Origin of the sequence: Frondihabitans sp. PAMC 28766 (assembly GCF_001577365.1) — a bacterium.
Lineage (GTDB): Bacteria > Actinomycetota > Actinomycetes > Actinomycetales > Microbacteriaceae > Frondihabitans.
The window spans coordinates 3,403,187-3,416,997 of the sequence record NZ_CP014513.1; the positions used below are offsets into that span (position 1 = coordinate 3,403,187).

Consider the following 13,811-nt stretch of genomic DNA (forward strand, 5'->3'; position numbering starts at 1 on the left):
GGTCTCCTAGGCGGTGACCGCAGTGCCGGTGAGGCTGATGCGGCGATCGATGAGCGGGTAGATGAGGTCGACGACGAGACTCGACACGACGAAGACCAGGGCCGCGAAGATGACGACCACCTGGACTTCGGGGAGGTCACGGGCGTTGACGGCCTGGACGATGAGGCGCCCGATGCCCGTCCGTGAGAAGACGGTCTCGGTCACGACCGTGCCGGCCAGCAGGTTGCCGATCAGCACGCCGACCATGGTGAGGCTCGGGATCACGGCGTTGCGGAGGGCGTGCCCGAAGTGGACTCGCGTCTCGCTGGCGCCCTTCGCGCGGGCCTGGTCGATGTAGGGCTGCTCGAGCGTGATCCGGAGGCTCCGCGACAGGAGCTGGGCGATGTAGCCGCCGGTCGGGATCGCGAGCGCCACGGTCGGCAGCACGAGGCTCGAGATCCCGTCGTCGCCGAGGGCCGGAAACCAGTGGATGTCGAACGAGAACGCCTGCAACAGCAGAAGACCCAGCCAGAACGACGGGATCGAGACGCCGAGCGACGGCAGCGCCCCGATCAGCTGCCGCAGCCAGCGCGCCCTCGGGAAGGTGCTGGCGATCGCAAGGCCCAGCCCGCCGAGCACGGCGACGACGAGGCTGAGTACCGCGAGCGCGATCGTGTGGGGCAGGACCTGCGCGACGGCGCTGGTCGCCGACTGCCCGGTCTGCACCGAGTTGCCGAAGTTCAGGCGAAGTGCCTTCCACAGGTCGTCGACGTACTGCACCGAGAGCGGCTTGTCGAAGCCGTACTCGACGGCCAGCTTGTGCACGAGGGCGGCCGGCGGGGCGCCGAGCCCTCCGCTGGCGGCCGCTGCGATGGTCGCGGCGTTGCCGGGCAGCGAGTACAGGATGAAGAACGACAGCGTATAGGCGGCCCAGAGCACGAACACCCCCTGCAGCACTCGCTTGACGATGTACCTCGCCACCTACTTGCTCACCCAGGTGTTGTAGAGGTCGAGGCGGCTCGACCCCTCGAAGTCCAGGCCGTGCACCGTGCTGCTCGCGGCGATGGTCGTCGACAGCTGGTAGACCGGGTCGGCCTCACCCGAGCTGATGAGTTGCTCGACGGCCTCGGTCACGAGCTTCTGACGTTGGGCCGTGTCCGTCGTCGAGGCCTGGTCCGCCAGGAGCGTGTCGATCGCGGCGGGCGCCGCGCGGTGCGTGGCGTTCTGGCCCGTCGTCGAGAAGATCGTCCGCAGCACGTCCGGGTCGGACCGCGTGAGGTTGCCCCACAGGAAGTCGAGCGAACCGCTCGCACTCGCGCTCTGCCACTGGGCGATGGTCACGAACTTGAGCTGGAGGTCCACGCCGATCGCCTTCTCCTCCTGCTGCACCAGCTCGAGCTCTTCGGTCGACGGCTGCCAGTACTCGACGGTGAAGCTGAGCTTCTGGCCGTCCTTCTCGCGGACGCCGTCCGAGCCGACCTTCCAGCCGTCCGCCTCGAGCAGGGCCCTCGCGGCCTTGGTGTCCGCCTTGAGCTTCGACGCCTCGCTCGTGAAGTACGGGGTGGATGACGACAGGACGCTCGTGGCGGGCTTGTCGTACTTCGTGAGGAGCTTCGCGACGTCCGTGCGGTCGATCGCCTTCTGGATGGCGACACGCACCGACTGGTCCTTCAGGACCGCGTTCGTCTCGTTCGGGATCAGGTTGTAGGTGACGCCGGGGTTGGCCCGGTTGATCTCGGTGTACCCGTTGCCGTCGAAGAGGGGCAGGTCGGTGGTCTGGACGTCGGGCGACGCGTCGATCTGACCGGATTTGAGTGCGCCCGTCAGGGTGCCGGCCTCGGGGATGACCTTGTAGGTCACCGTGCTGAGGTAGGCGGCGCCGGTGTGCGACTCGGTCGGTGGTGCCCAGTCGTAAGACGACACCCTCGACAGCACGGCCGAACTGTTCGGCGTGTAGCTCTTGACCGCGAACGGGCCGCTGCCGACGTACTCGCCGGCGCAGCGGTCGGCCACGCTGAGCGTGGTGCTCTTCGTCGAGACGAGCCCGAGGCTGAAGGTCGAGGTGGCCTGCAAAAACTGTGCGCTCGGCGCCGAGAAGTCGATCCGCACGGTCTGCGGGTCGACGACGGTGACGCCCTTCAGCCCGGAGAGGTAACTGGACCCGAGCGAGGCCTTGGCGCCGAGCGCCTGGATGCCCGCGAGGTTCGCCTTGACGGCGGCGGCGTCGATCGGTGTGCCGTCGGCGAAGGTGGCGCCCTTCCGCAGGTCGAACGTGAAGCTCGTCGCGTTCGAGTTGATCTGCCACGCGGTGGCGAGCCAGGGCTTGATCGCGCCCGTCTTGGGATCCTGCGAAGTGAGCGAGGCGACCGTCTGGCGGGCGATGGCGATGTCGTCGTTGTTGCCGACCTGCTGGGGGTCGATGCAGCCGATGTCCGAGCTGATGGCCACGGTCACGTTGCCGCCCTTCTGGACGGCGGTCGACGACGTCGAGGCAGGCGAGCTGGAGCCGGACGAGCAGCCGGTGAGGACGAGGGCGAGCGCCCCGAGTGCGGCCACGGGGGCGAGCACCCTCGATATGCGGTGGGTCATGTCTCTCCTGAGGGGGTCGTGTCCGACGACGGTAGGGCCGCGTCGTCGACCGCGTCGAACCACCGCGTCACACACCCGTCACGCGGTGAAAGAACCCGTCACATTCGGATGCGCGCCCCCGATCCCTGGCACAGTCCGTGTCTCACAGCCATACAGGCCAGAGACGGCAGCAACGAACGGAGACCGATGACGAACACCCTGAAGGCGGAGGCGGCCGCCGTGCCGCGGCCTTCCGCCGTGCCGGCCGGCATCGACCTGGCTGCCCTCTCGCTGCGACCGGTGCTGCCCGTCCGCCACCCGGCGCGCTGGATCATCACCGCGGTCGTCGTGATCCTGGCCCTCGACTTCGGCCAGACGCTCTTCACGAACAAAGCCTGGGAGTGGCCGCGGGTCGGCCACTGGCTCTTCAATCCGACGATCCTGCAGGGCATCGAGCTCACCCTGGTCGTCACGGCGATCAGCGCCGTCGTCAGCTTCGCCGGCGGCATCGTCGTCGCCCTGGCCCGCCTCTCGCGGAACCCCGTGCTGTCGGGGCTGAGCTGGTTCTACGTGTGGGTCTTCCGATCCGTGCCGCTGATCCTCGTGCTGATCTTCTTGTACAACCTCGGCAATCTGTATCCGACCCTCGGCATCGGGATCCCGTTCGGCCCGCAACTCGAGGTCAAGACGATCTCGGTGCTCTCCGACCTCACCCTCGGCGTCGTCGGGCTCAGTCTCAGCGAGGTCGCCTTCTCGTCCGAGATCGTGCGAGCCGGCCTGCTGGCCGTCGACCCTGGGCAGCACGAGGCCGCGAAAGCCCTCGGGATCCCCCAGCGCCGCCAGTTCACGCGGATCGTGCTGCCGCAGGCCCTCCGCTCGATCGTGCCGTCGTACGTCAACCAGATCGTCGGTCTGCTGAAGGCCTCGTCGCTGCTGTTCTACGTCTCTCTGCTCGACCTCTTCGGCGTCGTGCAGAACCTCGGCAGCACCTACCCCAGCGACGTGATCCCGCTGCTCGTCGTCGCCACGATCTGGTACCTGGTGTTCACCAGCCTCATCGGCGTGATCCAGCACTACGTCGAACGCCACTACAACCGTGGGCAGGTGCGCCGATGAGCGCCGAGGTGACCGTGCGCGGCGCGGTCAAGGCCTACGGCGACCGCACGGTGCTGCGCGGAATCGACCTCGACGTCCCCGCGGGCAGCGTGACCGTGATCCTGGGGCCCTCGGGCTCGGGCAAGTCGACCCTGCTCCGCGCCATCAACCATCTCGAGAAGCTCGACCAGGGCTACGTGCAGGTCGGCGGAGAGCTGATCGGAGTCCGCGTCGACACGCGTCGCCGAGAGCCGCGATTCACCGAGCTGCACGAGAAGCAGATCCTGAAGCAACGCTCGCGCATCGGCTTCGTCTTCCAGCAGTTCAACCTCTTCCCGCACCTGACCGTGCTCGAGAACGTGTCGGAGGCGCCGATCTCGCAGGGGATCTCTGTCGGAGACGCTCGCGAGACGTCCCGGAGGCTGCTCGACCGGGTCGGTCTCGCCGACAAGGCCGACGCCTACCCGCGACAGCTCTCGGGCGGTCAGCAGCAGCGCGTTGCGATCGCCCGCGCCCTGGCCCTCGAACCCGAGCTGATCCTCTTCGACGAGCCGACCAGCGCCCTCGACCCCGAGCTCGTCGGCGAGGTGCTGAGCGTGATCCGGCGGCTCGCCGGCACCGGCACGACCCTCGTCGTCGTCACCCACGAGATCGGCTTCGCCCGCGAGGTCGCCGACCACGTCGTCTTCATCGACGACGGCGCGATCGTCGAGCAGGGCCCGCCCGCCCGTGTTCTCGACCACCCGGCCGAGAGCCGGACCCGCGACTTCCTCAGCGCCGTCCTGGCCTGAGGCTCCGCTGTCCCACCACAGCCCGTCCCACCACCCCGTCCCACCACAGCAAGGAGCTCCACCATGCCCATCCACCGCACCCGAGCCTGGCGAGCGGCATCGGCCCTCGCTCTCACCGGCACCCTCATCGGCGCGCTCGCCGCCTGCTCGACGACCGCTGCCTCGACATCAGGCGGGGACGCTGCTGCTTCGAACGGCACCACGAGGGTCACCGTCGGCGCGTTCGCCAACGGCGCGGCGACCGAGACCACCATCACCGTTCCCGCAGTCGCGAAGATCCGCGCCGAGCTCCCCGCGTCGGTTCGGAAGAGCGGCGAGCTCGTCATCGGCGTCGGCGACCTGCCCGCCGGGTTTCCGCCGCTCGCCTTCACGGGCAGCGACCAGAAGACGCAGACCGGCACCGAGCCCGACCTCGGCCGGCTCATCTCGGCCGTGTTCGGGCTGAAGCCGGTCATCAAGCCGGCGACCTGGGACAACCTGTTCGTCGGCATCGACACCGGCGCCACGAACGTGGGCCTGTCGAACATCACCGACACCGAGCAGCGCAAAGAGAAGTACGACTTCGCCTCCTACCGCGACGACAACCTCGCCTTCTCGGTGCTCAAGTCGAGCTCGTGGAAGTTCGCCGGCGACTACGAGAACCTCGCGGGGCAGACCGTCGCCGTCGGTGCCGGCACCAACCAGGAGAAGCTGCTGCTGACCTGGCAGTCCAAGCTGAAGGCCCAGGGCAAGAAGCCCCTGACCATCAAGTACTACCCGACCGACAGCGCCACCTGGCTCGCTCTCGACTCGGGCAAGATCGACGCGAACTTCGGCCCCAACCCCGGCGCCGCCTACCAGAACACGCAGAGCGCGAAGTCGGCGAACCCGACCAAGACCGTCGGCACGTTCTCGGGCGCAGGCGAGTCGCTGCAGGGTCTCATCGCCGCCACCACGAAGAAGGGCGACGGGCTCGACAAGCCGCTCGCGGATGCGATCGACTACCTCATCGACAACGGCCAGTACACGAAATGGCTGAAGGCCTACAACCTGTCGAACGAGGCCGTGGCGAAGTCCGAGATCAACCCTCCCGGCCTCCCGCTGAGCAACAGTTGAGCGGCCGCGGCGGGGTGGTGCTGACGGGCGACGCCGCGGTCGGCGTGGCCCTCGGCGAGAGAGGGCTCGACTCGGGCGTGCGGTTCGTCGTGCTCGGGCTGGACGGCGGGGTCGACGACGCGGGCTCGAGCTCGCGCTCGGCCCCGGCGCCCGGATCGTCCGGTCGTCGACTCGACGCAGGCATGGCCGCGCAGGCCATCGCCGGGCGCCACCCCGCCGTGGGCGTGCTGGTCGTGGCGGACACGGTGCGCGACCACCCGTACAACTTCGCACGCAGGATGCTGTCGCTCGATCACCTGACAAAGGGTCGCGTCGGCATCCTGGTCACCCCGCAGCCCTCGGCCCCCGTCGCCGGCGCGATCGAGTTCGCGCAGATCATCGCCACCCTCTGGGAGACCTTCCCGCGCGACGCGATCGTGACCGACCGCGCCCGTGGGCGCTTCGCCGAGAGCGGCAGGATCCGGCGGCTCGACCACACGGGCGCCTGGAGCATCGCGGGCCCCCTCACGACGCCGTCGAGCGTGCAGGGTCGGCCGCCCGTCGTGTGGCTCGGCTCGCGCACCGATGCCGAGGCCGCGGGGCGGACGGGCTGCTCGTGGTGGGTTCCGGCAGCGAGGTGGCCTCCGTGGAGTCACTCATCACCCCCGCCTCATCCGGCGACGGGCCGCCCGCCTTGACTCTGCGCCACATCCTGGGCCTTGCACCGGCCGGCCCCCGCCCCTCCCCCTCGGCGCACCCGCGTTCACCGCCGCCGGGGGCGCGCGATGAGCCGCGACGGCCAGCTCGTTCTCGGCGTCAACCTGCAGGGCTTCGGGCAGCGACCCGGCGCATGGCAGGTGCAGGACGTCGACGGCCTCGACCTCGTGAGCCTTGAGTTCTGGCAGAACCTCGGCCGCATCGCCGAGCGCGGCACCCTCGACCTCGTCTTCCTCGCCGACAACCCGAGCCTCGGCGACCCAGACGTGCGCGCGCTCGGCTTCCTGGAGCCGTTCACCGCGCTGCAGGCCATCGGCCAGGCGACCACCCACCTGGGTCTCGTCGGCACGGCATCGACCACCTACAACGATCCCGTCGAGCTGGCACGGCGCGTGCAGAGCCTCGACGTCGTCACCGCGGGGCGCGCCGCCTGGAACGCGGTCACGACCTACAACCCCGCCGTGTCGGCCAACTTCGGGGTCACCTCGAACCCCGACCGCACGACGCGCTACGCCCGCGCGGCCGAGTTCGTCGCCGAGGTCCGCGGCCTCTGGCAGGCGTCGGGGCTCTCGGGCTCGGCTCCGGGTGGGCATCAGCCGATCGTCTTCCAGGCGGGCGGCTCCGACCAGGGCCGCGACCTCGCCGCCCGATTCGCCGACGGCGTCTTCAGCGTCGAGCTCACCCTCGACGCCGCAGTGGCGAACCGCCGCGAGCTGCGGGCGGCCGCCGTCGCTGCCGGGCGTCGGGCCGACGATGTGAAGGTGCTGCCAGGCCTCTCGATCGTGCTGGGCTCCACCGAGGCCGAAGCGCAACACCTTTACGACTCGCTTGAAGAGCTCGCCCCCGACGGCTACGCCGAGTCGTCGCTCGGCGCCTACCTCGACGTCGACGTGACCACCCTCGATCCTGACCGCCCCGTCCCCGCCGACATCCTCGACCGGCCGTTCGACGAGAACACCTACGGCCACTCCGTCGGCTATCGGCGCACCGTCACGCGATGGGTGCGCAACAACAACACGAGCGTCCGCGCCCTCGTGCGCGGGTTCGGCGGCTACGGCGCCCGCATCGTCGTCGGCACGCCCGAGCACGTCGCCGACTCGATCGAGACCTGGTTCGAGGCCGGCGCGGCCGACGGCTTCAACCTCATGATCGACCGCTTCCCCACCGGGTTCGAGGAGGTCGTCGACCACGTCGTGCCGCTGCTGCGGGCGCGCGGGCTCTTCCGTCACGAGTACGGCGAGGCGACCCTGCACGGCCGGCTCGCGGCGACCCGGCGTGACGGGCCCGAGCCGACCGACCGGCATCCTGCCCTCTCTGCTTCTGAACTGAAAGGAACCACCACCGCATGACCGGATTCGACACCGACCAGATCCACGCCGGGGCCTCCCCGAGTCGGCCCACGGCGCCCGCATCACCCCGATCTATCTCAGCGCCGGCTTCGTCTTCGACGACTTCGACCAGGCCGAGGCGCGGTTCGGCGGCACCGACCCCGGTTACGTCTACTCGCGCAACAACAACCCCTCGCACGTCGCCGTCGAGGCGCGCGTTGCGGCCCTCGAGGGCGGAACCGGCGCGATCTTCGTGGCCAGCGGGCAGGCAGCGGTGTCGGTCGCGCTGCTCGGCGTGCTGAAGGCCGGCGACCACTTCTTGTCGGCGCCGAGCATCTACGAGGGCACCCGCTCGCTCTTCCGCGACAACTTCGCGCGGTTCGGCATCGAGGTCGAGTTCGTCGAGAACCCGCGCGACCTCGACGACTGGGAGCGCAGGATCCGGCCCACCACCCGCCTGCTCTTCGCCGAGTCCATTCCCAACCCGAAGAACGACCTCGTCGACATCGAGGCCCTGGCCTCACTGGCGCACCGGCACGACCTGCCCTTCGCGATCGACAACACGGTGGCGACCCCCTACCTGCTGCGGCCCATCGAGTTCGGCGCCGACATCGTCGTGCACTCCGCGTCGAAGCTCTTGACCGGCCACGGCGCGAGCCTCGGCGGCATCGTCGTCGACGCGGGGCGGTTCGACTGGGGCGCACGGCCCGACCTCTATCCGCACCTGAACGAGTCTCGTCGGAACCAGCCGTCGTTCGTCTCGAGATTCGGTGCGGGCGCTTACCTCGCCTTCACCCGCAGCGTCGTCGTCAACCGGCTGGGGCCGACGCCGTCACCGTTCCACGCGTTCCTGCTGCAGCAGGGCATCGAGACGCTCTCGCTGCGGCTGCGGCAGCACGTGGCGAACGCCGCACGCGTCGCGGCCTGGCTCGACGAGCAGCCGCAGGTGGCGAGCGTCGACTACGCGGGACTGACCTCCAGCCCGTCCTACGAGCTCGGGCAGAAGTACCTGCCGCGCGGCACGGGCAGCATCTTCGCGTTCACCCTGCACGGCGGACGGGCAGCGGCCCGCGGTGTCGTCGACTCCGTGGCGCTGTTCTCGCGCATGACGCACATCGGCGACGTGCGGTCGCTGATCATCCACCCGGCGACCACCACGCACCTGCACCTCACGCAGGAGGAGCGCGACCGCTTCGGCATCGACGAGGGGCTGATCCGGCTCTCCGTCGGCATCGAGGATGCCGACGACCTGATCGCCGACCTCGCCCAAGCGCTCGCCGCGCTGCCCGCCGCGGCCGCGCACGCCGCGGTGCCCGCGGCCGCTGCGGGGCCCGCTGCCACAGCCGCGCCCGCCGCTGCGCGCGCCGGCGCCGGCGCCGCCGCCCTGCCGTAGCCGCCGATATAGCCCCGCCGCTTCCGCGACCGCTGCCGGCATGCTGCCGCAGCCGCCGCTACCAAAGCCGCCGCCGCGGCGCCGGCGCGGCCCGGCCACTCTTCCGCGAAATCGCAGCCGTGGCCGCTCGGGCCAGGCGCCCGCGACGACGACCGCTCTCCGACGGCCGCGGGCCCCGCGAGATTGCACCCGAGCCCACGAATGCGTCCCCGCGAGATTGCGACTCGGCCGCCCCGAGCGACCCTGGCTCGGCCAGACTGCGATCTCGCACGCACGTGTCCCGCCCACCACCGCGAAATGGCCCGTCCGACGACGCAACCGCGCCCCGGGCGTCGGACAGGCCATCTCGCGGCGACCTGCCCGCGAGATCGCGACTCGGCCGCCCCGAGCAGGCCTGGCCCGGCCAGACTGCGATCTCGCGCGCACGTGTCCCGCCCACCACCGCGAAATGGCCCGTCCGACGACGTGGACGCGCTCCGCCCGTCGGACAGGCCATCTCGCGCGGCACGAGCCGGAGGCGGTGCAGCCACGGGCGGGCCGAGACCGGCGGCCCGCGGCGCAGCGGGCGGAGCGCGCCGCGCGCGCCTCAGTGCGCCGTCGGGTCCATCCCGTTGACGAGCAGGCCGCCGGCGAGGCGCTGCTTGAAGACGCGCGGGTTGTGCGAGGCGAGCGTGCGGGCGTTGCGCCAGTGCCGGTCGAGCGCGACCGCCGAGCTGGTGCCGGAGGCGCCGAGGGCGTCGAAGACGAGAGTCGCCGCCTCGAGCACGGCGTCGGTGACGACACCCTGGGCCTGCGCGACCGCCAGCCAGGATTGCTGACGGTCCGCCTCCGATCCTGAGGCCACGAACCGGTCGACGAGGTCGATGCTGCGCTCGAATGCGCTCGACGCCCCGAACACCAGGCTCGACACGCGCCCGATCACCTCCAGGATCTGCGGATCGTCGACGGGTGACGACGTCGTGCCGTTGCCGTGCGACCGGCGCCGAGCCCGCAGCGCCGCAATGCCGTCGCGCAGGACGGCTCGGCCGATGCCGACGAGCAGCGAGTGCAGCACGCTCTGGTAATACTGCGACGCGTACTCGTAGCGCGACGCGTACGGGATGGCGTCGCCCGGCGCGACGTGCGCGCCGCGGTAGGTGACGCTGCCCGAGCCGGTGAGTTTCTGGCCGAAGCCGTCCCAGTCGTCGCCGATGGTGACCCCGGGCTGGTCGGCCGGCACCAGGGCGACGGTGCGCGCCCCGGCCGGGTCGACAGCGAGCACCGTGAACCAGTGCGCGTAGACGCTGCCGGTCGAGTAGTACTTCGCGCCGTCGACGCGGTAGCCGTCGGTGGTCGGCACGATCGTGGTCTCGACGGTCTCCTGTGTGAAGGGGCCGCTCTCGCTCCAGCCGCCGCCGATGATCTCGCCGCGCCCGAGGCGCTCGAGCCAGACGGCCGACCGGGTGTCAGAGGGCTCGTCGAGCGCGCTGAGGCGGTCCTCGACGAACGAGTAGTGGTTGCGCCAGATGTGCGCGAGATTCACGTCGACCTCGGCGAGCTCGGCGAGAAGGCGCAGGAGGTCGGACAGGCGCGCCCCGAACCCGCCCAACGACGAGGGCGTGCGCAGCCGCGCGAACCCGGCCTCGGTCAGCCAGCCGAGCTGCTCATGCGCGAGGCGCCCGGCCTGCTCGCGCTCGAGCGAGTCGACGCCGATGCGGGCGAAGACCGGCCGGAACCGGGCAGCGAGACGCTCGTAGCGCTCGTCGCCTCGGGTCTCGCTCGTCTCCGACATCGTCGTCGTCATGGCCGCGGGCTCAGTGCGTGTGGCCCGCGGCGCCGTGCCCGGCGGGCTCGGCGGGCTCGGCGGGCTCGGCGGGCTCGGCGGCACCCGACAGCTTGAACGCCAGGCGCCCGTGCGCGTAGCCGCCCCCGGCGCGGATCGCGGTCGCGACCCAGGCGGCCTCCGCCAGCTCGGCCTCCGAGGCGCCGGCTTTCACGGCGTTCTGCGAGTGGGCGTCGATGCAGTACACGCACTGGGTCGTGATGCCCACGGCGAGGGCGATGAGCTCGCGGTACTTCAGCGGGATGTCGCGGCCTTCGGCCTGGAAGACGGCGTCGTCGAACGCGGCGAACTTCTCGAGGATGTCGGGGGTCTGCTGCTTGTACACGCGCGTGTAGGTCTTGTCGGCGGTGCGGTCGAAGTAGTCGCTCATCGTGCCATCGTCGCACCGGGCGCCACGCGGCGAGCATGCTGCCGTCACATCACGTCACGCATGGCCGGTCACTGGAACGACGCCGCGACGCCGTTGCGGTGGTAGTCGAACACGATGCTCGTCCGGGTCGACGCGACGCTCGGCTGGGCCGACAGGTGCTCGACGACGAACTCGCGCACCGCCGACGAGTCGGCAACAGCGATGTGCACGATGAAGTCGTCGGTGCCGCCGAGGAAGAACACCTGAAGCACCTGCGGCAGCCGCCGCACCTGGTCGGAGAAGCTGCGGATGTTCTCCTGTCGGGCGCCGGGACGCAGCGTGACGCCGACGATCGCCTGGAGGCCGAGACCGAGTGACCTCTGGTCGATGCTGGCGAGGAATCCGGTGACCACTCCGCGATCCTGCAGCGATCTCAGGCGCGTGTGCGCGGTGGAGGGCGCGACGCCCGCGGCCTCGGCCAGGGCGCTGTTCGAGATGCGCCCGTCGGTCTTCAGGACCGCGACGAGGCGCCGATCGAGGTCGTCGAGCTCTGCAGTCTCGTGAATTTTGTTCGTCGAATCGCTCATGTGCGCGCTCTCTTGTGTGATTTCGTCGCTTTCAGGGCAATCTACAGAATCTTCTGCGGAAGAAACACGAGCGAAACGAATCATGCCCAGTATCGACTGCAAGAGCCCGTCGAAGGAGAAGCGCGTGCGTGTAGGCATTCCGACCGAGATCAAGAACAACGAGAACCGCGTCGCAATCACCCCGGCGGGTGTCGACGCCCTGGCGAGGCGCGGCCACGACGTCGTCGTCGAGGCGGGAGCGGGGCTGGGGTCTCGCATCCTGGATTCCGACTACGCGGCCGCGGGCGCCACCATCCTGCCGAGCGCCTCGGAGGTCTGGGGTTCGGCTGACCTCCTGCTCAAGGTGAAGGAGCCGATCGAGAGCGAGTACGCCCATCTCCGCGCCGACCAGACCGTCTTCACCTACCTGCACCTCGCCGCCGACCGCGCACTGACCGAGGCGCTCGTCGCCAGCGGCACGACCGCGATCGCCTACGAGACGGTGCAACTCGCCGACCGCAGCCTGCCGCTGCTCTCACCCATGTCGGAGGTCGCCGGTCGCCTCTCGATCACCGTCGGCTCGTACCAGCTGATGCGCTCGCACGGCGGGCGCGGCACCCTGCTCGGCGGCGTGCCCGGCACCCCGAAGGCGAAGGTCGTCGTGATCGGCGGCGGTGTCGCCGGCGAGCACGCGGCTGCCAACGCCCTCGGCATGGGGGCCGACGTGACCGTCATCGACGTGTCGCTGCCTCGCCTGCGTGCCCTCGAAGTGCAGTTCGGCGGCAGGATCCAGACGCGGCACTCGACCCCGTTCGCCATCGCCGAGCAACTGCGAGACGCCGATCTCGTGATCGGGTCGGTGCTCATCCCGGGCGCGGCGGCCCCCAAGCTCGTGACCGACGACATGGTCGCCACCATGAAGCCCGGGGCGGTGCTCGTCGACATCGCGATCGACCAGGGCGGCTGCTTCGAGGGTTCGCACCCGACCACGCACGACGACCCCACCTTCGCGGTGCACGACGCGGTGTACTACTGCGTCGCGAACATGCCGGGCGCCGTGCCGGAGTCGTCGACACGAGCGCTGACGAACGCGACGCTGCCGTACGTGCAGGCGCTGGCCGACAAGGGCTGGCAGAAGGCCATCGCCGACGATGCCGCGCTGGCCAAGGGGCTCAACGTGCAGGGTGGTCGCGTCACGAACGCCGGCGTCGCCGCCGCCCTCGGGCTGGAGCTCGCCACGGTCTAGCCCCTGCGGCCGACTTCGCACCACGGGATCCGGTTCGCCCCACCGGATCCGGTTGGCGCCGCCGGATCCGGTTGGCGCCGCCGGATCCGGTTGGCGCGACAGAGCAGCCGCCCGCGCGACCAACTTTCTGCTCCCGAAAGCGACAACTGAGCCCGGTCAGACGGCCGCAGTCGTCGATTCCGGGCGCGAAGCGCGCCGCGACGGACGGGCCGCGGGGATCCGCGCCGCGAACCACGGGAGAGTCAGCCCGCACAGCGGCCCGGCCCCGAGCGCGAACACGACGGTGCCGACGCCGATGTCGCCGCCGAGGATCCACCCCGTCACACCGACCGACACCTCGACGACGGTGCGCGACAACCAGATCGGCACCCCGAGCCTGCGGTTGAGTCCGGTCATGAGGCCGTCGCGGGGCCCGGGGCCGAACCCGGCGCCAATGTAGAGCCCGCTCGCGACGGCGAGCAGCAGCATGCCGGCGGCGAAGAGCGCGATGCGCACGGGTAGAGACGACACGGACGGCAGGATCATGAGGCCCACCTGGGCGCTCGACCCCACGACGCCGATGTTCAGCACGGTGCCGAGCCCGGGTCGTTGACGCAGAGGCCACCACAGCAGCAGCACGAGGGCGCCGATCACGTTGGTGAGCAGGCCGAAGCTCCAGCCGGTGTGCCGCGCGATGCCCAGGGCGAAGGCGTCCCACGGCTCGACGCCGACGTGGGCGCGCACCAAGAGTGAGATCGCAGCGCCGTACAGCACGAGGCCGACGACCAGCGCCGGCAGCCGGATCGCGAGAGGGTTGAGTCTCATGCAGACAGAGTGGTCGCCGACCGGCTCTTTCGACAGAGCCAATCGGCGGCGAGTGGATCAGGTAGCGGCCGGCCGGTCA

The 13,811-nt window shown here is 70.4% G+C and carries 13 protein-coding genes; 7 read left to right on the forward strand and 6 right to left on the reverse strand.

Annotated elements, in window-relative coordinates:
• Positions 1-6 precede the first annotated feature (6 nt).
• Both AX769_RS16245 and AX769_RS16250 read right to left on the reverse strand, forming a co-directional pair.
• Entirely contained in the window at positions 7-960 is a 954-nt protein-coding gene (locus tag AX769_RS16245) for an ABC transporter permease (protein ID WP_066281439.1), read from the reverse strand.
• Positions 961-2,568, reverse strand: a complete 1,608-nt coding sequence (locus AX769_RS16250; protein ID WP_066281440.1) for an ABC transporter substrate-binding protein — start codon at positions 2,566-2,568, stop codon at positions 961-963. It lies immediately after the preceding gene.
• 186 nt (positions 2,569-2,754) lie between these two features.
• Here AX769_RS16250 and AX769_RS16255 point away from each other — a divergent pair, with 186 nt between their 5' ends.
• From AX769_RS16255 to AX769_RS16280, 6 genes are all read left to right on the forward strand, one after another.
• The gene (locus AX769_RS16255) at positions 2,755-3,663 is read left to right on the forward strand and encodes an amino acid ABC transporter permease (RefSeq protein WP_082763870.1); all 909 of its coding nucleotides are present in this window, start codon (positions 2,755-2,757) and stop codon (positions 3,661-3,663) included.
• The gene (locus tag AX769_RS16260; RefSeq protein ID WP_066281444.1) at positions 3,660-4,433 is read left to right on the forward strand and encodes an amino acid ABC transporter ATP-binding protein; all 774 of its coding nucleotides are present in this window, start codon (positions 3,660-3,662) and stop codon (positions 4,431-4,433) included. Before AX769_RS16255 ends, AX769_RS16260 begins: the two co-directional genes overlap by 4 nt.
• 63 nt (positions 4,434-4,496) lie before the next feature.
• A complete protein-coding gene (locus tag AX769_RS16265) occupies positions 4,497-5,528 on the forward strand; it encodes a transporter substrate-binding domain-containing protein (protein ID WP_066281450.1) in 1,032 nt (343 codons plus the stop codon).
• The gene (locus tag AX769_RS16270) at positions 5,525-6,205 is read left to right on the forward strand and encodes an LLM class flavin-dependent oxidoreductase (RefSeq protein ID WP_157887678.1); all 681 of its coding nucleotides are present in this window, start codon (positions 5,525-5,527) and stop codon (positions 6,203-6,205) included. Before AX769_RS16265 ends, AX769_RS16270 begins: the two co-directional genes overlap by 4 nt.
• An 87-nt stretch (positions 6,206-6,292) precedes the next feature.
• Positions 6,293-7,573 carry an LLM class flavin-dependent oxidoreductase gene (locus AX769_RS16275; protein WP_066281456.1) on the forward strand — a complete coding sequence of 427 codons (1,281 nt, stop codon included), beginning with the start codon at positions 6,293-6,295 and terminating at the stop codon, positions 7,571-7,573.
• Positions 7,574-7,577: 4 nt separating this feature from the next.
• Positions 7,578-8,945, forward strand: coding sequence for an O-acetylhomoserine aminocarboxypropyltransferase/cysteine synthase family protein (locus AX769_RS16280; protein WP_369824105.1), 1,368 nt, complete (start codon positions 7,578-7,580; stop codon positions 8,943-8,945).
• A 586-nt stretch (positions 8,946-9,531) separates the two neighbouring features.
• On the opposite strand, the gene AX769_RS16285 is transcribed toward AX769_RS16280, so the two are convergent.
• The 3 genes from AX769_RS16285 to AX769_RS16295 all read right to left on the reverse strand — a co-directional run bounded on the left by AX769_RS16285 (position 9,532) and on the right by AX769_RS16295 (position 11,703).
• Positions 9,532-10,728, reverse strand: a complete 1,197-nt coding sequence (locus AX769_RS16285) for an acyl-CoA dehydrogenase family protein (protein ID WP_066281458.1) — start codon at positions 10,726-10,728, stop codon at positions 9,532-9,534.
• Positions 10,729-10,738: 10 nt separating this feature from the next.
• A complete protein-coding gene (locus tag AX769_RS16290; RefSeq protein ID WP_082763871.1) occupies positions 10,739-11,137 on the reverse strand; it encodes a carboxymuconolactone decarboxylase family protein in 399 nt (132 codons plus the stop codon).
• 68 nt (positions 11,138-11,205) lie between these two features.
• The gene (locus AX769_RS16295) at positions 11,206-11,703 is read right to left on the reverse strand and encodes an Lrp/AsnC family transcriptional regulator (RefSeq protein ID WP_066281460.1); all 498 of its coding nucleotides are present in this window, start codon (positions 11,701-11,703) and stop codon (positions 11,206-11,208) included.
• Between the two features lie 124 nt (positions 11,704-11,827).
• Between AX769_RS16295 and ald the strand changes: the two genes are divergently transcribed.
• Positions 11,828-12,928 carry an alanine dehydrogenase gene (ald, locus tag AX769_RS16300; RefSeq protein WP_066283869.1) on the forward strand — a complete coding sequence of 367 codons (1,101 nt, stop codon included), beginning with the start codon at positions 11,828-11,830 and terminating at the stop codon, positions 12,926-12,928.
• Positions 12,929-13,084: 156 nt separating this feature from the next.
• Here ald and AX769_RS16305 read toward each other — a convergent pair whose 3' ends face one another.
• Positions 13,085-13,732, reverse strand: coding sequence for a YitT family protein (locus AX769_RS16305; RefSeq protein ID WP_066281461.1), 648 nt, complete (start codon positions 13,730-13,732; stop codon positions 13,085-13,087).
• Positions 13,733-13,811 lie beyond the last annotated feature (79 nt).

Coding starts and splice junctions, on each gene's coding strand:
- AX769_RS16250 (WP_066281440.1), bottom strand. CDS start 2,568: ATGACCCACCGCATATCGAGGGTGCTCGCCCCCGTGGCCGCACTCGGG.
- AX769_RS16255 (WP_082763870.1), top strand. CDS start 2,755: ATGACGAACACCCTGAAGGCGGAGGCGGCCGCCGTGCCGCGGCCTTCC.
- AX769_RS16260 (WP_066281444.1), top strand. CDS start 3,660: ATGAGCGCCGAGGTGACCGTGCGCGGCGCGGTCAAGGCCTACGGCGAC.
- AX769_RS16265 (WP_066281450.1), top strand. CDS start 4,497: ATGCCCATCCACCGCACCCGAGCCTGGCGAGCGGCATCGGCCCTCGCT.
- AX769_RS16275 (WP_066281456.1), top strand. CDS start 6,293: ATGAGCCGCGACGGCCAGCTCGTTCTCGGCGTCAACCTGCAGGGCTTC.
- AX769_RS16285 (WP_066281458.1), bottom strand. CDS start 10,728: ATGACGACGACGATGTCGGAGACGAGCGAGACCCGAGGCGACGAGCGC.
- AX769_RS16290 (WP_082763871.1), bottom strand. CDS start 11,137: ATGAGCGACTACTTCGACCGCACCGCCGACAAGACCTACACGCGCGTG.
- AX769_RS16295 (WP_066281460.1), bottom strand. CDS start 11,703: ATGAGCGATTCGACGAACAAAATTCACGAGACTGCAGAGCTCGACGAC.
- AX769_RS16305 (WP_066281461.1), bottom strand. CDS start 13,732: ATGAGACTCAACCCTCTCGCGATCCGGCTGCCGGCGCTGGTCGTCGGC.